We start from the raw sequence: 21,605 nt of genomic DNA on the forward strand, positions 1-21,605 counted from the left end.
CGCGGTCGTCGCTCCCAGTCACGGGGTTCACAGGGCGTGCACCGACCCGCCCCGGGGTGGATCGTGCACGACAGCAGCAGACCTCACCCGCGCACTGCGAATGGAGCCCCGATGTCCCCCAAGCCCCTGATCCTCAACCTGTTCGAGATGAACTGCGTCGGCCACATCACCCACGGCCTGTGGCGGCTGCCCGGCAACAACCGTCACCGCTACACCGACCTGACGTACTGGACCGAGCTTGCGAGGATCGCCGAATCCGGCGGCTTCACCGCGATCTTCCTCGCCGACGTGGTGGGCGCCTACGACACCTACGGCGGTTCCGCCGAGACCGCCCTGCAGGAGGGGCTGCAGATCCCCAACAACGACCCGATGCTGGTGGTCCCGGCGATGGCCGCCGTCACCGAGCGACTCGGCTTCGGCATCACCTTCTCCACCAGCTACGAGCCGCCCTTCGCCTTCGCCCGGCGCATGTCCACGCTGGACCACCTCACCCGCGGCCGGGTGGGATGGAACATCGTCACCTCGTACCTCCCCAATGCTGCCCGCAACTTCGGGCTCGCCGAGGAGATCGAGCACGACCACCGCTATGAGATCGCGGACGAATACCTCGAGGTGCTCTACAAGCTCTGGGAGGGGTCATGGGAGGAGGACGCCGTGCTCCGCGACGCCGAGGCCGGCATCTACGCCGACCCCGCGAAGGTCCATCGCATCGACCATGTCGGGGAGAACTTCTCCGTCGCCGGCCCCCACCTGTCCGAACCGTCCCCGCAGCGCACCCCGACCCTGATCCTCGCCACCGCGTCCCGGCGGGCGCCCTGCGCGCCGGGCGCCATGCCGAGCTCGTCTTCACCCACGGCCCGCTGCTCGAGCGCACGGTCCCGGCCGTGCGCGCCGCGGCCCAGGAGGCGGGCCGTGATCCCGCGGATCCGAAGTTCGTGGTCCAGGCCGCGGTGATCACCGGTCGCACCCAGGAGGAGGTCGACGCCAAGCTCGCCCAGTATCAGGAGCATCGCTCCCTCGAAGGCATGCTCGTCCACCAGTCGGTGCCGATCCGGGCGCTCGAGCACCCGCGCGAGCGCACCATCGCCGAGGCTCTCGAGATCGAGGGCCTGCCCGCGGACACCCCGGTGGGCCGGCACGGCTCCTCCGCAACGGTCGGTGAGCTGCTGGACGCCGTCGACGAGGCCTGGCAGGACAGGTTCTTCGTGGCTGGCACGCCGGAGGTCGTCGCGGACGCGATCGAGCACTGGCTCGACGTGGACGGGATCGACGGGATCAACCTGCGCCAGTACCACTCCTTCGACACGGTCAGGGACTTCGCCGAGCTGGTCTCGCCGATCCTGCGCGAGCGCGGGCGTCTGCCCGAGGCGGAGGGCACCCTGCGCCATCGGCTGAGTGGCGCCGACCGGCTTCCGGAGGAGCATCCCGCCGCCCGCTTCCGGGGCGCTTTCGCGGATCGGGGGTCTGAGCAGCGGCACCAGCGCGCCGATGTCCTACGGCCCCGCGGAGCCCAGGGCCGAAGTGCCGTTCACGCAGCGCCTGAGCGTGAGCTCGCGCACATTCACACCCCTTTCGAGACGGCCGCGGGGACGGTCTTCCACGACGGCTCGACGACTGCTCGGGTGCGGAACACCCTGCCCCGGTTGACGGGGAACCTTTCGATCGAGGAGGTCGCCCAGCTCGACGGTCACCGCCCCGCGAGCGCGTTCACCGCAGGTTCCGGCCGGTCACAGGCCTGGGACCCGGCCGGCGTCGGCGTCGCCTGAGCGGTCCAGCGCCGGCCGGGGCGGTTGGCGGGGAACGCTGTCGACGATGCCCGGGAGTGGCTGCGCACTGCGGAGCGAGGGCCCCGGTAGTGGGCAACCTGTCGAGACGTCGACCCCGGCATGCCCGAAACGCGCCAGGGCTGTTCGCATCGCTGCCTTGCGGACAGGCCGGCGCACCCTTAACTTTGGTGAGGCAAACCTAAGTTGCGTGCCGCCTCGCGGCCTCCCGAAAGGTCTTCCATGGCCCACTTCTCCCGTCGTGCCTTCGTCGGCTCCGCCCTCACCCTCGGCGCCGTCCTGGCCGGCTGCTCCGCCGAGGGCTCCACGTCCCCGGGCGGCGACGCGACCGGTGCCGACGGCACGGGCGCGCGCGCAGAATTCATCGAGCACGCCTTCGGCCGTACCGAGATCCCCGCGACGATCGAGGCCATCAGCACCGTGGCCTGGGCGAACCACGAGGTGCCCCTGGCACTGGGGGTGGTGCCCGCAGGAATGGCGGCAGCGAACTTCGGTGATGACGACGCGAACGGCATGCTCCCCTGGGTCGAGGCCGCGCTCGAGGAGCTCGGCGCCGAACCGCCCGTGCTCTTCGACGAATCGGACGGCATCGACTTCGAGGGCGTGGCCGACACCTCCCCGACGTGATCCTCGCGGCCTACTCCGGCCTCACCCAGGAGGATTACGACACCCTCACCGAGATCGCCCCCACCCTCCCCTTCCCCGAGGTCGCCTGGGGCACCTCCTGGCGGGACATGATCACCGCCAACGCTGCGGGAATGGGCATGGCGGAGGAGGGCGCCGCCCTTATCACGGACCTCGAGGGCCAGATCGAAGAGACCGTCGCGCAGCACCCCGCGCTCGCGGGCAGGAGCGTCATGTTCCTGACGCACGTGGACACCTCGGACCTCTCCACCGTCAACTTCTACACCGCACACGACACCCGCACGATGTTCTTCGAGGACCTCGGCATGAAGATCGCGCAGAGCGTCCAGGACGCCTCCGCCGAGACCGACGAGTTCTCCTCCTCCATCAGCGCTGAACAAGCTGATGTGTTCGACGATGTGGAGATCATCGTGACCTACGGGGACGAGACGCTGGTGGCCGCCCTCGAAGCGGATCCGCTGCTGTCGCAGATGCCTGCCGTGCAGAACGGCGCCGTGGTGCACCTGCCCGGCGACAGTCCGCTGGGGACCGCCGCGAACCCGACTCCACTGGCGATCTCGTACATCCTCGAGGACTACCTGGTCGAGCTCGAGCGTGCAGCGAACGCCTCCTCCTGAGCCACGGCCGCCCGTGACCGCCACCGCACCCGCCGCCCCCGGAACGACCGCCGCACTCCTGCGGCGGGCGTCCCGGGCCCGCACGCTCTGGATGGTCGTCGTCGCCTTCGTGCTGCTGCTGATCGCCGCCTGTTCGGTGACGGTCGGCTCGCGGGATGTCGGCCTCGAGGACATCCTCGCCGCGCTCGGTGGCTCGACCGAGGGGTTCGGTCCGGCCGCCGTCGCCAAACGCATCCCCCGCACCCTGCTGGCGGTGGCCGCCGGCGCAGCGCTGGGCGTCTCCGGCGCGGTGTTGCAGGGCGTGACCCGCAACCCGCTGGCTGATCCCGGCATCCTCGGCATCAACACCGGTGCGTCGCTCGCGGTGGTGATCGGCATCGCCTGGTTCGGGCTCGCGGCCGCCTCGTCCTACATCTGGGTCGCGATCCTCGGCGCCGCGCTGACGGCGGTGCTCGTCTACACCTTGGGCTCACTCGGGCAGGGTGGGGCCACCCCGCTCAAGCTCGCCCTCGCCGGAGCCGCCACCGGCGCGGCCCTGACCTCCTTCATCAGCGCCGTGGTGCTTCCGCGCTCGGACATCGGCGACAGCGTGCGCTCCTGGCAGATCGGCGGCGTCGGCGGCGGGACCTACGCCTCCCTGGCGCAGGTGGGCCCGTTCCTGCTCGTCGGGGCCGTGCTGTGCCTCCTGACCGCCCGCGGCCTGAACACCCTTGCGCTCGGCGACGAGCTCGCCGCGGGCCTCGGTGAACGGGTCGCCGTCACCCGGGCGGCGGCCGCGCTGGGCGCGGTGGTGCTGTGCGGGGCGGCGACCGCCGTGACCGGCCCGATCGGTTTCGTCGGCCTCGTGGTCCCCCATGCCTGCCGCCTGCTGATCGGCCCCGACCACCGTTGGCTGCTCCCGTTCAGCGCGCTGGTGGGCGCGGCCCTGCTGACCGCCGCCGACGTGCTGGGCCGGATCGTGGCCCGCCCTGAGGAGCTCGATGTCGGCATCATCACCGCCCTGCTGGGCGCCCCCTTCTTCATCGCCATCGTGCGCCGCCAGCGGTTGGCCCACCTGTGAGCGCCCCGACCGCCCCGACCGTCCCGACCGTCCCGCCACACTTCACCACCCTCTCGCGCGTCGCTGCTTCGCGTCGACACCGTCGGCGCCGCGCCGCCCTCACCCTCGGGGCGCTCGCCGCAGCGATCCTCGTGGTGTTCTGCCTGGCCCTGATGGTGGGGCGCACGTTCCATCCCCGGGCGATGTGCTCCGAGTGCTGCTGGGCCACGAGGTCCAGGGAGCGAGCTTCACCGTCGGACGGCTCCGGCTGCCCCGCGCCGTGCTCGCCGTGCTGGCGGGCGCGAGCTTCGGCCTGGGCGGCGTCACCTTCCAGACCATGCTGCGCAACCCCTGGCGAGCCCCGACATCATCGGCATCTCCTCGGGGGCGAGCGCAGCCGCCGCCTTCGGCATCGTCATCCTGGGCCTGTCCGGGCCTGCTGTCTCGCTGCTGGCGATCAGCGCCGGCCTCCTCGTGGCCCTGGCCATCTACGTGCTGTCCTCTCGCGGTGGCGTGGCCGGGACGCGCCTGATCCTGGTGGGCATCGGCATCTCCGCGATGCTGACGAGCCTGACCGACTGGGTGCTGTCGAAGGCCGGTCAGTGGGATCTCCAGGAGGCGCTGCGCTGGCTGACGGGCAGTCTGAACAACACCTCCTGGGAGCAGGCGCTGCCGGTGCTGGGGTCGCTCGTGGTGCTGGGCCCGGTGCTGCTCTCGCGCGTCGCGGACCTGCGTGCTGCGCAGCTGGGTGAGGACACCGCACAGGCCCTGGGGGTGCGGGTGGGCAGGATGCGGCTGGTGGTCGTGGTCGCCGCAGTGGGCCTGATCGCCGTCGCCACCGCGGCCTGCGGACCGATCGCCTTCGTCGCCTTCCTCTCCGGCCCGATCGCGGTGCGGATCATCGGCCCCGGCACCTCTCCGCTGCTGCCCGCCGCCCTGGTCGGGGCGCTGCTGGTGCTGATCGCCGACCTCGTGGGCCAGTTCGCCACCGGCACCCGGTACCCGGTGGGCGTCGTGACCGGGGTGCTCGGCGCCCCCTACCTGCTCTACCTCATCATCAGCGTCAACCGGCGAGGGAGCTCCCTGTGACCACCGACCACACCCTCCGCGTGGAGGACCTCACCCTCGGCTACGGCGAACGCACCGTGATCGAGGGCCTGGATTTCGAACCGTCCGCCGGCGGCATCACCTCGATCGTGGGCGCGAACGCCTCGGGCAAGTCCACCCTGCTGCGCTCGATGGCGCGCCTGCTGACCCCGCGAGAGGGGCAGGTGCTGCTGGACGGCCAGCAGATCCATCGGATGCCGGCCAAACAGCTCGCCCGCACCCTGGGACTGCTCCCGCAATCCCCGATCACCCCCGAGGGGATCACGGTCGCGGATCTCGTGGGACGCGGCAGACACCCCCACCAGGGGCTCTTCTCCCGCTGGAGCACGGCTGACGACGACGCGGTCGCCGCGGCGCTGGACGCCACCCATACCGCCGATCTCGCCGAGCGGCCGGTGGACGAGCTCTCCGGCGGTCAGAGGCAGCGTGTGTGGGTCGCGATGGCGCTCGCGCAGGGCACCGACCTCCTCCTGCTCGATGAGCCCACCACCTTCCTGGACGTGAGCCACCAGGTCGAGGTGCTGGACCTGCTGACGGACCTGAATCGGGCGCACGGGATCACGGTCGTGATGGTGCTGCACGATCTGAACCTCGCCGCTCGCTACAGCGACCAGCTGGTCATGATCGCCGGCGGCGTGGTCGCGGCGACAGGGGCCCCGGCCGAGGTGCTCACCGAACAGCGCGTGGCCGACGTGTTCGGACTGCGCAGCAGGGTCATCACCGACCCTGTCTCCGGCACCCCGCTGATGGTCCCGATCGGTCGGCATCACGTGGCGGAACCGTGCTGACCCGGGTGACGCGCCGCCCTCAACCCCTCCTCGGGTGAGAGCCGGGGGCCGGGCCGTGACGCTCCGGGAGACGTCCGTGCGCGCTGACTCCTTGCGGCTGCAGTGCCCACGTGGAAGGGTTGAGCAGATCCAGGCGGGGTGACGAGGCCGAGCCGGGTGCTCGCTCCCCGCACGTCGAGCACGTTGGAGGTCCCCCTGTGAAACTGCCCTGGCTCTCGCCCGTCCTCGAACAGTCCGGTCCCATCGTCTCCGTCCATCTCGACACCACGCGGACCGATCCGCAGGCGGCGAGCGAGCTGGAGGCGCGATGGGCGCAGATGCGCTCACGACTCGCGGCGGACGGCGCGCCCGACGACCTCCTGGCGAGGATCGAGGAATCGGTGCTGAGCCCCTCGCCCCTGGGCGGCAGGCACGGCAGGTCGATCTTCGCCTCGGACTCCGAGATCCTGGTGGACCGCGTGCTGCCGGTGCCCCCGGTGCGTGAATCCGCTCATCGCGGGGAGTTCCCCCAGCTGCTGCCGCTGCTGCAGCTGATCCCGTTCGCGGTCAGCCAGCTGCTGATCGTCGTGGACCGCGCCGGAGCGGATCTGCACCTGCGCGCCCCGGAGAACCCCTCGATCGCGCACGGCCCGAACGGTCTCGGCAGCGATGCGACGGTCGAGGGCGGTCACGATGTCCTCCACAAGGCGAGCCTCGGCGGCGGCGCCCAGCACGGCTGGCGCGCCGACAACTACGAGGCCCGCGTGGAAGACTCCTGGGAGCGCAACGCCGACGCGGTCGCCTCCGCGGTCGAGAAGGTGCTGCGCGAGAAGCACGTGGACATGGTCATGCTCAGCGGTGACGTGCGCGCGATGGGTCTGCTGCGCGATGCGCTGGGCCGGGAGACCCGCGAGCGGCTCATCGAGGTCTCTGGCGGAGCTCGCGGCGCATCCCTGGACCGCGGCCCCTTCCGGGAGGAGCTGGACCGCACCACGCGCGAGTTCATCACCGGCCGGCAGCAGGAGCTCGCGACCCGGTTCCGGGAGAGCCAGTCCGGGGACGGCGCATCCGTCGGCGGTGCGGCCGAGGTCTCGCAGGCCCTGGACCGCGGCCAGGTCGAGGAGCTCGTGTTCGTCAGCGGCAGCGAACCCGGCGGCATCGAGGAGCTCTTGCGCGGGGCCCTGGGCACCGATGCGTCGGTCTCCGCGCTCGAGGGGGACGCCGAAGGGATCCCCGAGGGGATCGGGGCGCTGCTGCGCTGGCGGGACGACTCCACCCCGTCCAACAGCATCGGCTCGATGTCGGGGATGCTCGCCGCGAGTGACGCTCCCCCGGATCGCGCCCCGCCGGTCCTCGACCGTTCGGTCCCCCACCTCGACGCGCTGTGCCGACTGCATGAGGATGACGGGACCGGGCCGAGGCGCCCGGCGATCTGACCGCACCGAGCAGAGCAGAGCAGAGCAGAGCAGGAGTGATCATGCCCGACGCATGGAGCAAGAAGCGCGAGCGCCAGTACGAGCACGTCAAGGACAGCCAGCTCGACCGTGGCAGCTCGGAGGACGAGGCGGAGGAGATCGCCGCCCGCACCGTGAACAAGACCCGCGCCCAGGAGGGTGAGTCCGAGGAGGCGAGCCGTACCTCCACGGAGGATAAGTCTCCCTCCGAACGGGGCGGCGAGCGCTCCCACTCCGGTGCGCAGGGACGCACCAAGGAGCAGCTCTACGAGGACGCGAAGCGGCAGGACGTCGAAGGGCGCTCGACCATGGACAAGGACGAGCTGAAGGACGCGGTCGACGACCGCTGAGCCGCCTACCGGGGACGTGAGCCCGCTTGCACCGGCGCTGGCACCCTTCTCCCTCCGCTCGGCCCGCGTGTAGACTCCCTGGCGGCAACGGGGAGTATCCGTCACGCTGCGCACGTCACCACGAGGACTGACGATGGTCCTCCGGGCGCAGTGGCCGGTCGCAGTGCGACCGGTGGAGAGACCCGGGTCCACTCCGCGACCCAGGAAAGCAGAACCGTGACCGTCACCCCCTTGATCTGGATCCTCACCATCGTGGGGGTCCTGGGCCTTCTGGCCTTCGACTACTTCTTCCACGTGCGCAAGGCGCACATCCCCACGATCCGTGAGGCGGCCATCTGGTCCGCCATCTACGTGGGCATCGCCCTGCTCTTCGGCGTCGGAGTCTTCCTCTTCGGCGGCTCCACGATGGGCGGCGAGTACTTCGCCGGCTACGTCACCGAGAAGGCCCTCTCGGTCGACAACCTCTTCGTGTTCCTCGTGATCATGGGCGCCTTCGCAGTCCCCCGCGAGGACCAGCAGAAGGTGCTGCTGTTCGGCATCACCTTCGCGATCATCGCCCGTTCGGGGATGATCGCCCTCGGCGCCGCCGCGATCGACGCGTTCTCCTGGGTCTTCTACCTCTTCGGCGCCATCCTGCTGTTCACCGCAGCGAAGATGATCATCGACGAGCTCAAGGACGACTCCTCGGAGGACGAGGAGGAGAAGGAAGGCTTCTTCGTCCGCGTCGTGAAGCGGTTCCTCCCCGCGACCGATGAGTTCGACGAGGACAAGCTCTTCACGATCGAGAACGGCAAGCGCGTCCTCACCCCGATGCTGCTGGTCATGATCGCCATCGGTGCGACCGATCTGCTGTTCGCCCTCGACTCGATCCCTGCGATCTTCGGCCTCACCCAGAACACGTACATCGTCTTCACCGCGACGGTCTTCTCGCTGCTGGGCCTGCGCCAGCTGTACTTCCTGATCGACGGGCTGCTGGACCGCCTGGTCTACCTCTCCTACGGCCTGTCGCTCATCCTGGCCTTCATCGGCGTGAAGCTCGTCTTCCACGCCCTGCATGAGAACGAGCTGCCCTTCATCAACGGCGGCGAGCCCGTCATGAGCGTCCCGGAGATCACCACCGGCTTCTCGCTGACGGTCATCGTCGGAGTCCTCGCCATCACCGTGATCGCCTCCCTGGTGTCGCCCAAGGGCAGGGCGCAGGCGACGGTGAACAACGCCCACCGCGAGGCGCTGGCCTATATCGAGATGACCTATGCGGACTTCGAGCGACGCCGCGATGCGATCTACGACCGCATGATCGCGAACGAGAAGATCGTGGACAGCCTGCCCGACAAGTACGAGGACATGGTCGTCGCCGAGAAGAACGTGCGCGAGGTCCTCGCCGACGCGCACCGCATCCACGACCGTCGCGCCGAGTTCAACGAGCGCGATGAGCGTTCCGACGAGCAGCCGGAGGGCCTCGTGGTCACCCGTGCCGACGGCACGGTGGCGACCGATCCCAGCGGCAATGTCATCACCGTCGTCGAGGAGGAGGAAGCCCTCACGGCGAAGGAGGCCAAGCGTCGCGAACGCGAGCAGGCTCGTGAGGACCACGCCGCTTCCCGCAAGCGCTGACCTTCCCCGCATCCGCTGACGGCGCCCTCGGTCTCACCGAGGGCGCCGTTCATCGTTGCCGTGGCCGGCCGACCGCTGCACCGCGGCCACCAGCATTGCCTGGGCGGCGATGTAGGTGCTCATCACCCAGACGCCGTGGCCCGGCAGGGTCAGGACCTCGAACGAGTTCATCGCGATCAGAGCGTCGGAGACGACGAACGCCGCCGCCCCGAGTCCCGCGAGACGGCCGAGCCCGGTGGCCAGCACCGCCATGGCGACGATCGCCGCGGCATACACCGCCACCGCCGGCAGCATCGGTCCTGCGCCGGGAGCGCAGGCCACGATGATCATCACGGCGGCCACCAGGTAGGGCAGCACCAGCGCGGGCCTGGCCAGCACGGACCGTCGCCGGAACGGCCAGAACGCCACGGCGTAGAGGACCTGGGCGATGAGGAATCCGCCCAGCATCGCCAGGAACCCCGCCTGCCCGTCCAGGAGCCTGGGCAGCGAGTCACCCAGCCACGAGAAGCCCAGGCCCACCAGCACCAGGCGCACGAGACGCCCGCGTGGCGCTGCGGTGCCGAGCAGGAGCGCAGCGGCGAGCAGCGGCATCAGCAGCACCTGGGTGGAGTCCGCGAGCCAGCGCAGATCCAGCAGCTGAGCGGCGAGATGCACCCCGGAGACTGCCGCCAGACCCGCGAGAGTGGGGGCCAGGGCGCGTCTCGGCCCGGCTCCTGGCTGTCGTGTCCGCTCTTCCGTGCTCCCTCGCATGCCGGGAGAGTACGCCGTACCGCGCTCGGCCGGAAATGTCCTGGCCGCGGGAGCACCGGCGATGGCACACTGCCCGCATGTCCGCCGCGCAGACCCCTGACGATCTGGACCGCCTGCTCGCCCTGGCCAGCGCCCACGGCCTCGACCTCGAGGGTCCCTCGCTCCGCACCGAGGAGATGGGACTGGACTTCCGGGTGGCGATCGCTCGCGCGCACGACGGGCTGCACTGGGTGATGCGCATTCCTCGGCGCACCGATGTGCTCTCGCGCGCCGACGTCGAGGGCAAGGTCCTGGACCTGGTCGCCCCCAGCTGGACGTGGCGGTGCCCGACTGGCGGATCAGCAGCCCCGAGCTGATCGCCTACCCGCTGCTCCCCGGCACTCCAGGGCTCAGCGTGGAGACGGACGGATCCGTCACCTGGCACGTCGACATCGCCTCCCCCGCCTACGCCGCCTCGCTCGGGGAGGTGGTCGCGCAACTGCACGCGATCGATGCCGCGGAGGCAGCCGCCACCGGCATCGAGGTGCGCTCCCCGCCCAGGAGCGCGAGGACTGGCAGCGCGACCTCGGCCGGGTCTCCGCGGAGTTCGAGATCTCGCCGGCACTGTGGGGCCGCTGGACCGCGTGGATCGCCGAGGACAGCTACTGGCCGCAGCACAGCGTGCTCACCCATGGCGAGATCTATCCGGCCCACACCCTGGTCGAGGGCGAACGCATCTCGGCTCTCCTGGACTGGACCACCGCGGCGATCGGCGACCCCGCGAGAGATCTCATGTTCCATCAGGTCAGTGCACCGCCCGAGATCTTCGAACGCGCCCTGGAGGCCTATGTCGCCGGCGGCGGCAGGATCTGGCCGCGGCTGGCGGAGCACTGCACGGAGATGTTCTCCGCCGCTCCCGTCGCGTACGGCCTGTTCGCCCTGGAGACCGGTGAGGCGGAGCATCGGGCTGCGGCGGCCGCCGTGCTGAACCCCGCCGAGGAGCCCTGAGCCACGTCCAGCAGCCGTCACCGTGACGTGGTCGACATCGTGAGGGTCAAGTCTCCGTCACCCGACGCGCACGCCTAGGCAGCCGCATCGCCGCCGGTCACAGCCCCGCGCCGGGGAGTGCCGCGGTCAATGCCCTTTGCACGGAAGGGTCAAGTTCTCGCCATCCCACCCCGGAGTGCTTGCCCCACCGGGGCGGTGTGCCCCTACGGTGGCCGAAGTCCGTGACGCGAGAGCCGCCCGAGGCGCGCTCCGCGCAACCCGCGAGAGATGTGAGAGGACGTGTCCATGTCCCAGCACAACACGCACGCCACCAGAACCCCCAAGATCTCCCCCTGCGTCGCGGCCTGGCCCGCACCGCAGTGACCCTGGCCGGAGGCGCTGTCGTCGCCACCGGCATGCTCGCCACCGGCACCGCGGCCAACGCCGCGGGAGGCTGGGACGAGGTCGCCCAGTGCGAGGCCGGCGGCGACTGGTCGATCAACACCGGCAACGGCTACTACGGCGGCCTGCAGTTCTCGCAGTCCTCGTGGGAGGCCGCGGGCGGTCTCCAGTACGCCGAGCGCGCCGACCTCGCCTCCAAGAGCCAGCAGATCGCCGCCGGTGAGAACCTGCTCGAAATGCAGGGCCCGGGCGCCTGGCCCAACTGCGGCGTCAGCCTCAGCGGCGGCGCGGATACCAGCGGCGCCCCCGAGGAGGAGGCTCCCCAGGACGAGCAGCAGGACGACGGCCAGCAGCAGGAGCAGCAGTCCCGCGAGGACGATGGCGCCAGCCGCGATGAGCAGCGCCAGGAGCCGAGCCAGCAGGAGGAGGCTCCCCAGGAGCAGGCTCCGCAGGAGGAGGCTCCCAAGGAGCAGGCCCCGAAGGAGCAGGCCCCGAAGGAGCAGGCTCCGCAGGAGGAGTCGACGCAGTCCGAGCCCTCCGAGGCTCCTGCGGGTGAGCCCGGCTCGCACGCGACCGGTGATCTCTCCGTGGCAGGCACCCTCGAGGTGGACGGGAAGATGGGTCCGAAGACCGTCACCGCCCTCCAGGATTGGCTGGGCGTGGAGCAGACCGGAGAGATGAACGAGGAGACCACCCTCGCTCTCCAGGCGTGGTCCAAGACCGATCAGGACGGCACGATCGGTGAGGACACCGTCGCCGGACTGCAGCACGAGATCGGTGCCGAGAAGAGCGGCTCCGATGAGATCGACGAGGGCACCGTGGAGGTCCTGCAGACCTTCCTCAACCTCTACTGATCTCACGCGGCGATCGCCGCGACGATCGCGAGCATGCGATCGTGCCGTGAGTTCGAACGGCCGGGTCACCCTTGTGGTGGCCCGGCCGTTCTGCCGTTCTGGGCACTCTCGACTTCACGACACCACGGGCAACGCGCGGCAACATCAGGGGTGCCACCGCCTCTTCGCCCTCGCGGTGACACAGCTCTCCGCACTGACTGATCCGCAGACCTGCAGGCAGTAGCGCCATTACTGACTAGCACAAGACTTCGCGAGTTGGCAGCCGCACTGCAACCTTTGGCAACAACGCCTCCTTGAGACGCTCCCTCACCAGACTCGAGGTCGTTCGCCGACGTCGCTTCCCGCGCCGCGCCCAGCGACACGGAGCCACCCGCGCCGCGCCGCGCACGGTCGCTCACAGCTACTCAATGATGAGCCAGCAGGAGCACGATGACGAGCACCACCGCAGCTGCGATACCCGAGAAGAAGACGGCCGTCCGTCCGTTCAGCTTCCGGGACAAGATCGGCTACATGTTCGGGGACTTCGGGAACGACTTCACGTTCCTCCTGCAGTCCTCGTTCTTCATGATCTTCTACACCAACGTCATGGGGATCAGTGCCGCCCACGTCGGCACCCTGCTGCGAGCGTGAGCGGCCGCTTCAAGCCCTGGCTGCTGCGGATCATGCTCCCCGTCGCCGGGGCCGCCTTCCTGATGTTCTCGCCGTTCCTGCAGGACGGCAGCTACGGGGTGCGCCTGGGATGGATGATCATCACCTACATCCTGTGGGGCTCGGTGTTCTACACCCTGATCAACATCCCCTACGGCTCGATGGCCTCGGTCATCTCCAACCAGCCCGGTGAACGCGCCTCACTGTCGGTGTTCCGCTCGCTCGGTGCCACCCTCGCGAACCTCGGCATCTCCGTGATCCTGCCCCTGATCGTGTTCGTGCAGATCAACGGGCAGTCCGAGCTCTCCGGGACCCGCATGATGTGGGCTGCCGCGGGCTGCGGCGTCCTCGCGGTCCTCTGCTACATGCTGTGCTTCGTGAACGTCGAGGAGCGCATCACCACGCCGCCAAAGTCCAAGGAGCAGCGGGCGACCCTCGGCCAGACCCTCGGCGCGATGGCCAAGAACCGCGGCCTCACCGGGCTCATCGCCACCTCGCTGTTCATGCTCATCGCCTTCATGCTGCTCGGCGGGATGATGCCGTACATGCTCAACGAGTACTTCAACGACGGGCAGCTGCTCAGCATCGTGAACTTCGTGGGCCTGGCCCCCACCCTGCTCCTGGTGCCCTTCGCCTCGAAGCTCGCCAAGACCTTCGGCAAGAAGGAGGTCGGCACCGTCGGGATGACCCTGGCGATCGTCGCCGCCCTGGTGCTGTTCGTGCTGCGCACCGACAGCCCGTACGTGTTCATGGTCGGGTACGCCGTGCTCATGCTGGGCGTCTCCTGCCTGAACATCCTGATCTGGGCGTTCATCACCGACGTGATCGACCTCCAGGAGATCCGCACCGGGGAGCGCAACGACGCCACCGTGTACGGCATGTACTCCTGGGCTCGCAAGCTCGGCCAGGCCATCGCCGGCGGTCTGACCGGCTGGGCCCTGGGCTGGATCGGCTACCAGTCCGGCACCGGCAACGTCGTGCAGACCCAGCAGGTGCTCGAGGGCATCTACAATCTCGCGACCCTGGTGCCGGCCCTGCTGCTGATCATCTCGGTGCTGGCCCTGATCTTCTGGTACCCGCTGTCCAAGAAGCGGGTGGACGAGAACGTCGCCATCCTCGAGAGTCGTCACGCGGCAGCCGCCGGGACCACGCCGGAGAGCTGATCTGCTCTCGCCGGTGGGCCCCCGACAGGGACCACCAGCGCGAGTATGGTCGGCAGCGAGACAGCTCTCCCCTCCCCGACCAGCCCTCCTGCACTTCTGCTCATCCTTCACAGCGCCCCTCGCCCGGGCGCCGTCACCACTACAGAACGGAGACACCATGTCGGAGAAGAACGTCCGCCTCGGAATCATCGGGCTCGGCGCCCAGGGCGGCATGTACGCCGGCCTCGTCGCCGAGGGCAAGATCGCGGGCATGTCCCTCGGCGCGATCGCAGACATCGACCCGGCCAAGCAGGAGGCCGCCGCCGAGAAGCATCCCGGCGTGCCCTTCTACGACGACTACATCGCGATGCTGGACTCCGGTGATGTCGACGCAGTGGTCACCACCGTGCCGCACTTCGATCATGCGGAGATGACGATCACCGCGATCGGCAAGGGCATCCATACCCTCACCGAGAAGCCGGCCGGCATCTACACCAAGCAGGTCGAGGAGATGAACACCTTCGCGGCGGAGCATCCCGAGACCACCTTCGCCATCATGTTCAACCAGCGCACGAACCCCGTCTACAAGGAGCTCAAGGCGCTCATCGCCTCCGGCGAGCTCGGGAAGCTGCGCCATACCTCGTGGATCATCACCACCTGGTGGCGTCCGCAGGCTTACTACGACCAGTCCGCCTGGCGCGCGACCTGGGGCGGCGAGGGAGGCGGTGTGCTGGTCAACCAGGCGCCCCACCAGCTGGATCTGTGGCAGTGGCTGTGCGGCGCCCCGCAGAAGGTCTTCGCGAAGCTCTCCTTCGGCTTCCAGCGCGACATCGCCACCGAGGACGAGGTCAACGCCGTCGTCGATTTCGGTGACGGCGCCACCGGCAGCTTCATCACGTCCACGAACGACATCATCGGCACCGACCGCCTGGAGATGCTGTTCGACCAGGGCAAGGTCATCGTGGATGCCTCCAAGAAGGTCACGATCACCCGCCTGAAGCAGGACGAGCGGAGCCTCAGCGACGGCATGTCCACCGAGGATGTGGGCCGGCTGTTCATGGGCAAGATCGACACCGCCGAGCTGTACGAGACCGAGGTCAAGGAGTACGAGTCGGCCTGGGGCCAGCAGCACATCGACGTCCTGACCAATTTCGCCGCCCACGTCAACGACGGCACGCCGCTGATCGCCGACGGCGCCGAGGGCATCAACGGCGTGCGCCTCGCCTCCGGCATGCAGCTCTCCGCCTGGACCGGTCGCGAGATCGACCTGGTCGATTACCCCGCCGAGGAGTACCTCGCCGAGCTCAACAAGCGCATCGAGGCGGAGGGGAAGTTCCCCACCCGCTCCTGATCCGCTGACCTGTCGGGCCCACGCCGCCCGGCGCCGGCCCGACCATTCCCGTCCTCATCCGAACACCCCGTCATACCGGCACCTCTCGGCGCCGGCCCACGACTCGAAGGAGACTCACCATGCCCGTCGTCGGACTCCAGCTCATGATGCTCAAGGACCAGATCAACGAGAAGGGGATGTACGAGGTGCTGCGCCAGGTGCGCGAGCTCGACATCGACGCAGTCGAGGTCTCCCAGGTGGAGATGACCGATGAGCTGATCGACGATCTCGTGCGCGGCAAGGCCGACTTCGGCGTCGAGACCGCAGCGATGAGCGTTTCCATCGCCCCCGGTGGCAACGGCTTCGCGCTCGAGACCGAGTTCGATCGCGCCGTCGAGGCCTGCAAGAAGACCGGCTCGCGCTTCCTGCGCATCGGCATGATGCCGTTCTCGGCGATGACCTCGAAGCAGGCGGCAGAGGAGTGGGCGGCGTCGGTCGAGCCCTACGCGGCCCGTCTCGCGGAGCAGGGCATCACGCTGTGCTACCACAACCACCACGTCGACCTCATCCAGTTCGATGGTGAGCGCATCTTCGACATCGTGCGCCGGGTCGCCCCGTCGCTGCTGTTCGAGGTGGACCTGCACTGGGTCCAGCGCGGCGGCATGGCGCCCCTGGACATGCTCGAGGCCTACTCCGGCGCCTGCAAGCTCATCCACGTCAAGGACTTCCGGGTCGCCCCGATGCCCGCCGAGGCGGTGGAGAAGCTCGAGACGAAGGAGATGGACATGCAGGAGTTCTACGGCATCTTCCTGTCCCTCGCCCAGTTTGCCGAGGTCGGCCAGGGCAACATGGACTGGCCCGCGCTGCTGCCCGCTGCGGAGAAGGCCGGCGCGGAGTACTTCCTCATCGAGCAGGACGACACCTACGGCCGGGACCCGATCGACTGCATCTGCGAGTCCCGCGAGTACCTGAGGTCCATCGGGTACTGACCCGATCCCGCCGCTCGGCGGGACTCCTCTCAGCGCTGGAGGTAGGTGCGGATCTCGCGGATCTTCGCCGTCTTCGTGGTCCCGGCGAAACGGATCATGTGGCAGAAGTCGACGCGTTCTCCCCGGACACCACGTAGCCGTCGCAGGCGGCGAGGCGGCCGTGGTTCAGGACGGTGAGGATCTCGCCGCTGTCGGCGTCGACGGGCGCCGGCACATAGCCGTCGGCCGCCGGGACATCGGAGCCGACGAGGGACCAGACGGCGTCGTCCCTCAGCCATTCGCGCACGGTCGCCTCCTCCCCGTTCGCCCAGGCCGCCGCGATGTCGGCCACGATCGTCATGCGCGGGGAGTTGCCGCAGTCCTCGGGAATCGTGATCTCCATTCCTCGACCCTAGGGCAGGAGCACGCCGGCGTGAGCCAGATCTCGGAGACCCAGTGCTCCGAGCGGGGCCTGCTGACCGCCGGGAACACCTCTTCCTGACCACCCCTGGACAGAGCTGCAACACGATTCCAGGTTTCGGGGCGTAGCGTCGCCCGCGCCAACGACCTCAGGAGGCACAGTGAAGGTTCCCAGCAGCCGGACTCTCCGGCGCACTCTCGCCGCACTCACGTTCACCGCGGCGCTCGCCCTGACCGGGTGCAGCGACGACCAGGCCGCATCATCGGGCGGCAGCGACGCCGGCGGGCAGCCACCCGCCGCCAGCGACGGCGGCGGAGGCCCTCTTGCCGGGGGCGAGGGCGGAGCCCAGCAGGCCCCGGAGGCGGATGTCTCCGACGTCCCGGATGTCGTGGCCACGGTCAACGGCCAGGAGATCACGAAGGACGAGTTCATCTCCGTCTACGAGAGCCAGTTCCAGCAGATGGCGATGCAGCAGCAGACCACCGGCGAGGAGGTCGACGAGGCCGCGCTCAAGGACCAGGTCGCGAACCAGCTCGTGGACAACCAGCTGCTGCTCCAGGGCGCGACCGATGCCGGGATCGAGGCGACCGACGCGGATGTCGATGCCACCCTCGAGGAGATCGCACAGCAGAACGGCCTGGGTTCCGCGGACGAGGTCGTCTCCGCGCTCGAGCAGCAGGGCATGAGTGAGGAGGACGTGCGGAAGGACGCCGCCTCCCAGTTCACCCTGACCTCCTTCGTCGAGCAGAAGGCGGACATCCAGGAGCCGACGGACGAGGAGCTGCAGGCGCAGTACGACCAGCTCGTCGCGCAGCAGTCCCAGGGGGCGGGCAGCAGCAGCCGCAGGGCGACGGGCAGCAGCCTGAGGTGCCTCCCTTCGAGGAGGTCAAGGAGCAGCTGGCCCAGCAGGCCATCACCCAGCAGCAGAACGAGGCGGCCGGCACCATCGCCGCAGACCTGCGCGAGGCCGGGGACGTCACGATCAACCTCTGATTCTTCCCCCACCCATGGACGACGGCCGGGTCACCCCTGAGGGATGGCCCGGCCGTCTGCTCGTCCGCGGTCCGGTGGGTCGTACCCCGAGACCCGCTCAACGGGCCTCTGTCAGACCTCCCCTTCTTCAGCGCCTCGGCAAGGTACTCGGCCTGACGGATCGCGAGGGCCACGATCGTCAGCGTCGGGTTCGCGGCGCCGCCCGTGGTGAACTGCGAACCGTCGGAGATGAACAGGTTCGGCACGTCATGCGCCCTGCCCCACTTGTCGACAACACCGTCTTCGGGCCTCTCGCTCATCCGGCAGGTGCCGAGATTGTGCGTAGAGGGGTACGGGGTGGTGCGGTGCGTGGAGACCGCGCCGACGGCGCGGTAGAGCTTCTGCGCCTGGCTGTAGGCGTGCTCGCGCATGGCGATGTCGTTGCTGTGATCATCGAAGTGGACGTTGGCCGCCGGCAGGCCATGCTGGTCCATGACGGTGGAGTTCAGCGTCACCGCATTGGACTCCTGAGGCATGTCCTCCCCCACCAGCCAGCAGCCGGCGGTCCTCTCATAGGCCTCCAGCAGCCGGGTGAAGTCCGGCCCCCAGGCACCGGGCTCGACGAAGCTGGCCATGAACGCGGGACCCAGCGAGATGGTCTGGATGTAGTAGCCGCCGCGAAGCCCCGGGTGGGGTTGTGCACCGATTCGTCGGAGATGTTGCCGGCCATGGTCTCGCCCCGGTACATCCGCACCGGCCTGTCGAACTCCGCGTACACGCTGCCGGTCATGTGGCGCATGTAGTTGCGACCCACCTGGCCGGAGGAGTTCGCGAGCCCGTCGGGGAACAGCGAGGAGGAGCTGAGGTGCAGCAGGCGCGGGGTCTCGATCGAGTTCCCGGCCACGCACACCACCTTGGCGGCCTGACGGTGCAGGGTGCCGTCCTGGTCGAGGTACAGCACGGCCTCGACCCTCCCGGCACGGTCGTGCAGGATCTGGGCGACGTGGCAGTTCGGCCGGAGATCCAGCTTCCCGGTGGCGAGCGCGCGGGGGATCTCCCGCACCATCGTGGACCACTTCGAGCCGTTCTTGTCCCCCTGGAAGTTGAAGCCGTCCTGGATGGAGGCGGGACGGCCGTCGTATGGTTCGGCGTTGGTGCCGTAGGGGCCGGTCGCGTAATGGCGGTAGCCGAGCTTCTCAGCACCTGCGGCCAGCACCTTGTAGTTGTTGTTCGCGGGCAGTGGTGCCCGGCCGCCGCGATGGGTGGAGCCGATCGCGTCCTCGGCGCGGGTGTAGTAGGGATCGAGCTCCTCGTAGGTGAGCGGCCAGTCCAGCAGGTTCGCGCCGTCGACCCGCCCGTAGGTGGAGCGGGTCTTGAACTCATGCGGCTTGAAGCGCGGAGTGGCACCGGACCAGTGGGTGGTGGTGCCGCCGACGGCCTTGACGATCCAGGCCGGCAGGTTCGGGAAGTCTTTCGCCACCCGCCAGCTGCCGGAGGTGGTGCGGGTGTCGGTCCAGGCCATCTGGTTGAAGGCCTCCCACTCGAGGTTCATGTAGTCCTCGCCCTGCAGGTAGGGGCCTGCTTCGAGGACCACGCACTCGATGCCCTGCTTGGTGAGCTCGTAGGCGAGGGTGCCGCCTCCGGCGCCGGAGCCGATGATGACGACGGTCTCGGTGGAATGGTCGATGGTGCTCATGCCGTGGCCCCCTTGCTGCCGTTGCTGTTCTGCGTGCGACCGGTGCGCCCGGCCCGTGCCCTGCTCTGCCCGGCAGGGACCGCAGCACCCCGGGTGCTTGCGGTGGTCGCCGCCCGCGGGATGTCCGAGACGACGTCCTCCAGCGGTTCGCCGTCGTACTCCTCGATCCGTGGATCGGGCAGCCAGTCGAGATCGTCGAAGCCGCGGTCGATGTACCCGCCCTTGTCGAAGGAGGGGCCCTCGTAGCCGAGCACCTCCCACACCTCCTCGTCCTCGTAGAGGCTGACCACCACCGTCTGCCGCACGAAGCCGAAGAACGTCGTGTGCTGGACCCGCAGCAGCAGCGGCAGCGCCTCCTGCGAGGTGAGCTCGGTGAAGCGCCCGTCGGCGAGCGCCTGCAGGGAATCGAGGCCCTGGGCGAGCTTGACCCGCATCCAGGTCGTGTCCTCGGCGGCGGCCTGCACAGTGCCGGCGGCCCGGCGATAGGCGGAGTCAGGGACTCCGTCGTGCGGGAACGCCGCCTTGATCAGGGCGACGAGGGTCTCGGTGGCCTCATCGCTGCCCTCGATGTCGTTGATGGTGTCCCCCGTATGTGGAGCACTCATGGCCTCTCCTTCCACTGCGTCTTTGCCAGTGATCTGAAGCACACGCTAGGGAGTGTTGGAGGGAGCGGCAATCTGCCTTATCGCCGGGTGAGAAGGGGCCGACGGCTGCTGCTCGGCGATCGAGCGCCCTGCGGGTGCTCGCGGGCCCCGCGGCTCAGGCGTGGTGGCCGCCGAGGCGGTAGGCGCGGCCTGCCCGAGAGGCGCAGGCTCGCAGGCGGTCCTCGATATGGCGGACCCGGCCCGCATAGGCGGCCACGGGCGCGGAGACGGCGACGGTGCCCAGCAGCATGCCGTCGTCGGCCTTGATGGTGGCGGCCAGGCAGTCGGTCCCGGGCACGAACTCCTGGTGCTCCCAGGCGATGCCCCGGGCCGCGATCTCCTCGAGCTGGCGGCGCAGCTGCTCGGGGTCGGTGAGGGTTCGATCGGTGTGAGCGCGCAAGGGTCCGTCAGCGAGGTAGGCCTCGCGCTCCTCGATGGGCAGCGAGGCGAGCCCCGCCTTCCCGAAGGCGGTGGCATGGGGGCTCTCATGGAATCCGAAGCTCAGCGGCGAGAGCCGCGGCGCCTGCGGCGAATCGGAGACGTGCACCACCACGAAGTCGGTGCCGCGATGGATCGCGAGGTAGGAGGCCATCCCCAGGTCCCGATGCAGGGCGTGAACCTCCTCACGCACGGCGCGAGGTATCCCGAGATGCTCATGCAGGCCGACGGCCAGGCGGTGCAGCTTGTAGCCGAGCGCGAAGCGCTTCTCGTCCCGCAGATGCACCAGGTAGTCCGCGCGGATGAGCTCCTGGGCAATCCGGTAGACGGTGGGCAGCGGGATCCCCGTGGCGTCCGCGATGCCTCGGGCGGTGCTGCTGCCGTGCTCGGCCACTGCTTCGCACGGCGAGGGCTCGGGCGATCTGCCCGGCCGGGGCGTCCTCGCCCCGCTCGTCCATGATGCTCATCGCACCCCTCTCGGCCGCTGCGTTCATTGTGCCGCAGGATCCCTGGGACGGGCGGCTTCTTGCCCTGCGAGAATGGGGCTACCGGACTCCTCCGTCACCGGGCAGGCTGGGCCTGCCCCTCACCTCAGAAAGGACGCGACGATGATCCTGATCAACGTGAAGTTCCCTGTGAAGCCCGAGTTCGCCGATCGCTGGCCCGAGATCGCGCGCGAGTTCACCGAGACCACCCTCGCCGAGCCCGGCAACCTGTGGTTCGAGTGGTCGCGCAGCGTGAAGGACCCGAACACCTACGTGCTCATCGAGGCATTCACCGATGAGGGCGCCGGCCCGCATGTGGACTCCCCTCACTTCAAGAAGATGCAGCAGGAGTTCCCGCAGTACCTCTCCGCGACCCCGCAGATCATCTCCCAGCAGATCGAGAGCGACGGCTGGGGCCCCATGGGCGAGATCACCGTCGAGTGAGCTGAGCGTACTGAGCTGCTGAGTCAGCCCCGAGGTCACCCCCGAGCGCCAGCTGACTATTTCCGGCT

The 21,605-nt window shown here is 69.2% G+C and carries 20 protein-coding genes and 3 pseudogenes; 18 read left to right on the top strand and 5 right to left on the bottom strand.

The window, feature by feature from the left end:
• The first annotated feature begins 147 nt into the window (after nt 1-147).
• The 9 genes and pseudogenes from H3H54_RS13075 (at nt 148) to H3H54_RS13110 (ending at nt 9,377) form a co-directional block, all read left to right on the top strand.
• Nucleotides 148-1,766 (top strand): annotated as a pseudogene (locus H3H54_RS13075) (NtaA/DmoA family FMN-dependent monooxygenase).
• A 240-nt stretch (nt 1,767-2,006) separates the two neighbouring features.
• A complete protein-coding gene (locus H3H54_RS19030; RefSeq protein ID WP_316249028.1) occupies nt 2,007-2,411 on the top strand; it encodes a hypothetical protein in 405 nt (134 codons plus the stop codon).
• Complete coding sequence (locus H3H54_RS19035) at nt 2,408-3,046, top strand: ABC transporter substrate-binding protein (RefSeq protein ID WP_316249029.1); 639 nt, start codon at nt 2,408-2,410, stop codon at nt 3,044-3,046. Before H3H54_RS19030 ends, H3H54_RS19035 begins: the two co-directional genes overlap by 4 nt.
• A gap of 13 nt (nt 3,047-3,059) precedes the next feature.
• Nucleotides 3,060-4,106, top strand: a complete 1,047-nt coding sequence (locus tag H3H54_RS13085; RefSeq protein WP_395962777.1) for a FecCD family ABC transporter permease — start codon at nt 3,060-3,062, stop codon at nt 4,104-4,106.
• A pseudogene (locus H3H54_RS13090) lies at nt 4,103-5,174 on the top strand (FecCD family ABC transporter permease). Before H3H54_RS13085 ends, H3H54_RS13090 begins: the two are co-directional and overlap by 4 nt.
• A complete protein-coding gene (locus H3H54_RS13095) occupies nt 5,171-5,980 on the top strand; it encodes an ABC transporter ATP-binding protein (RefSeq protein WP_262424206.1) in 810 nt (269 codons plus the stop codon). Before H3H54_RS13090 ends, H3H54_RS13095 begins: the two are co-directional and overlap by 4 nt.
• A 197-nt stretch (nt 5,981-6,177) precedes the next feature.
• Nucleotides 6,178-7,395, top strand: coding sequence for a Vms1/Ankzf1 family peptidyl-tRNA hydrolase (locus tag H3H54_RS13100; RefSeq protein WP_262424207.1), 1,218 nt, complete (start codon nt 6,178-6,180; stop codon nt 7,393-7,395).
• Between the two features lie 41 nt (nt 7,396-7,436).
• The gene (locus H3H54_RS13105; protein ID WP_262424208.1) at nt 7,437-7,763 is read left to right on the top strand and encodes a plasmid stabilization protein; all 327 of its coding nucleotides are present in this window, start codon (nt 7,437-7,439) and stop codon (nt 7,761-7,763) included.
• 216 nt (nt 7,764-7,979) lie between these two features.
• Nucleotides 7,980-9,377: a TerC family protein gene (locus H3H54_RS13110; RefSeq protein ID WP_262424209.1), complete on the top strand. Its 1,398-nt coding sequence runs from the start codon at nt 7,980-7,982 to the stop codon at nt 9,375-9,377.
• Between the two features lie 33 nt (nt 9,378-9,410).
• On the opposite strand, the gene H3H54_RS13115 is transcribed toward H3H54_RS13110, so the two are convergent.
• A complete protein-coding gene (locus tag H3H54_RS13115; RefSeq protein ID WP_262424210.1) occupies nt 9,411-10,127 on the bottom strand; it encodes a lysoplasmalogenase in 717 nt (238 codons plus the stop codon).
• Between the two features lie 77 nt (nt 10,128-10,204).
• Between H3H54_RS13115 and H3H54_RS13120 the strand changes: the two genes are divergently transcribed.
• From H3H54_RS13120 to H3H54_RS13150, 7 genes are all read left to right on the top strand, one after another.
• Nucleotides 10,205-10,483 carry a hypothetical protein gene (locus H3H54_RS13120; RefSeq protein WP_262424211.1) on the top strand — a complete coding sequence of 93 codons (279 nt, stop codon included), beginning with the start codon at nt 10,205-10,207 and terminating at the stop codon, nt 10,481-10,483.
• A complete protein-coding gene (locus H3H54_RS13125) occupies nt 10,383-11,114 on the top strand; it encodes a phosphotransferase (protein ID WP_262424212.1) in 732 nt (243 codons plus the stop codon). The genes H3H54_RS13120 and H3H54_RS13125 overlap by 101 nt, the downstream gene beginning before the upstream one ends.
• A gap of 359 nt (nt 11,115-11,473) precedes the next feature.
• On the top strand, nt 11,474-12,349 hold the full coding sequence (locus H3H54_RS19040) for a transglycosylase family protein (protein WP_316249030.1): 876 nt from the start codon (nt 11,474-11,476) through the stop codon (nt 12,347-12,349).
• A gap of 429 nt (nt 12,350-12,778) precedes the next feature.
• Nucleotides 12,779-12,979 carry a hypothetical protein gene (locus tag H3H54_RS13135; protein WP_262424213.1) on the top strand — a complete coding sequence of 67 codons (201 nt, stop codon included), beginning with the start codon at nt 12,779-12,781 and terminating at the stop codon, nt 12,977-12,979.
• Complete coding sequence (locus H3H54_RS13140; protein WP_262424214.1) at nt 12,976-14,160, top strand: MFS transporter; 1,185 nt, start codon at nt 12,976-12,978, stop codon at nt 14,158-14,160. The genes H3H54_RS13135 and H3H54_RS13140 overlap by 4 nt, the downstream gene beginning before the upstream one ends.
• A gap of 157 nt (nt 14,161-14,317) precedes the next feature.
• The gene (locus H3H54_RS13145; RefSeq protein ID WP_262424215.1) at nt 14,318-15,490 is read left to right on the top strand and encodes a Gfo/Idh/MocA family protein; all 1,173 of its coding nucleotides are present in this window, start codon (nt 14,318-14,320) and stop codon (nt 15,488-15,490) included.
• A 119-nt stretch (nt 15,491-15,609) separates the two neighbouring features.
• On the top strand, nt 15,610-16,458 hold the full coding sequence (locus H3H54_RS13150) for a sugar phosphate isomerase/epimerase (RefSeq protein ID WP_262424216.1): 849 nt from the start codon (nt 15,610-15,612) through the stop codon (nt 16,456-16,458).
• 94 nt (nt 16,459-16,552) lie between these two features.
• Here the strand turns inward: H3H54_RS13150 and H3H54_RS13155 are convergent, their stop codons facing one another.
• The gene (locus H3H54_RS13155; RefSeq protein WP_262424217.1) at nt 16,553-16,840 is read right to left on the bottom strand and encodes a hypothetical protein; all 288 of its coding nucleotides are present in this window, start codon (nt 16,838-16,840) and stop codon (nt 16,553-16,555) included.
• 178 nt (nt 16,841-17,018) lie between these two features.
• On the opposite strand from H3H54_RS13155, the gene H3H54_RS13160 reads away from it, so the two are divergent.
• Nucleotides 17,019-17,891, top strand: coding sequence for a SurA N-terminal domain-containing protein (locus tag H3H54_RS13160; RefSeq protein ID WP_262424218.1), 873 nt, complete (start codon nt 17,019-17,021; stop codon nt 17,889-17,891).
• Nucleotides 17,892-17,970: 79 nt separating this feature from the next.
• Here the strand turns inward: H3H54_RS13160 and H3H54_RS13165 are convergent.
• From H3H54_RS13165 to H3H54_RS13175, 3 genes and pseudogenes are all read right to left on the bottom strand, one after another.
• A pseudogene (locus tag H3H54_RS13165) lies at nt 17,971-19,526 on the bottom strand (GMC family oxidoreductase); the annotation flags it as partial.
• A complete protein-coding gene (locus H3H54_RS13170; RefSeq protein ID WP_262424219.1) occupies nt 19,523-20,131 on the bottom strand; it encodes a hypothetical protein in 609 nt (202 codons plus the stop codon). The gene H3H54_RS13170 and the pseudogene H3H54_RS13165, both read right to left, overlap by 4 nt.
• A 154-nt stretch (nt 20,132-20,285) precedes the next feature.
• Complete coding sequence (locus tag H3H54_RS13175) at nt 20,286-21,002, bottom strand: IclR family transcriptional regulator (protein WP_262424220.1); 717 nt, start codon at nt 21,000-21,002, stop codon at nt 20,286-20,288.
• Nucleotides 21,003-21,216: 214 nt separating this feature from the next.
• Between H3H54_RS13175 and H3H54_RS13180 the strand changes: the two genes are divergently transcribed.
• Nucleotides 21,217-21,537: a putative quinol monooxygenase gene (locus H3H54_RS13180; RefSeq protein ID WP_262424221.1), complete on the top strand. Its 321-nt coding sequence runs from the start codon at nt 21,217-21,219 to the stop codon at nt 21,535-21,537.
• Nucleotides 21,538-21,605 lie beyond the last annotated feature (68 nt).

The organism is Brachybacterium sp. Z12 (assembly GCF_014400405.1).
GTDB lineage: Bacteria > Actinomycetota > Actinomycetes > Actinomycetales > Dermabacteraceae > Brachybacterium.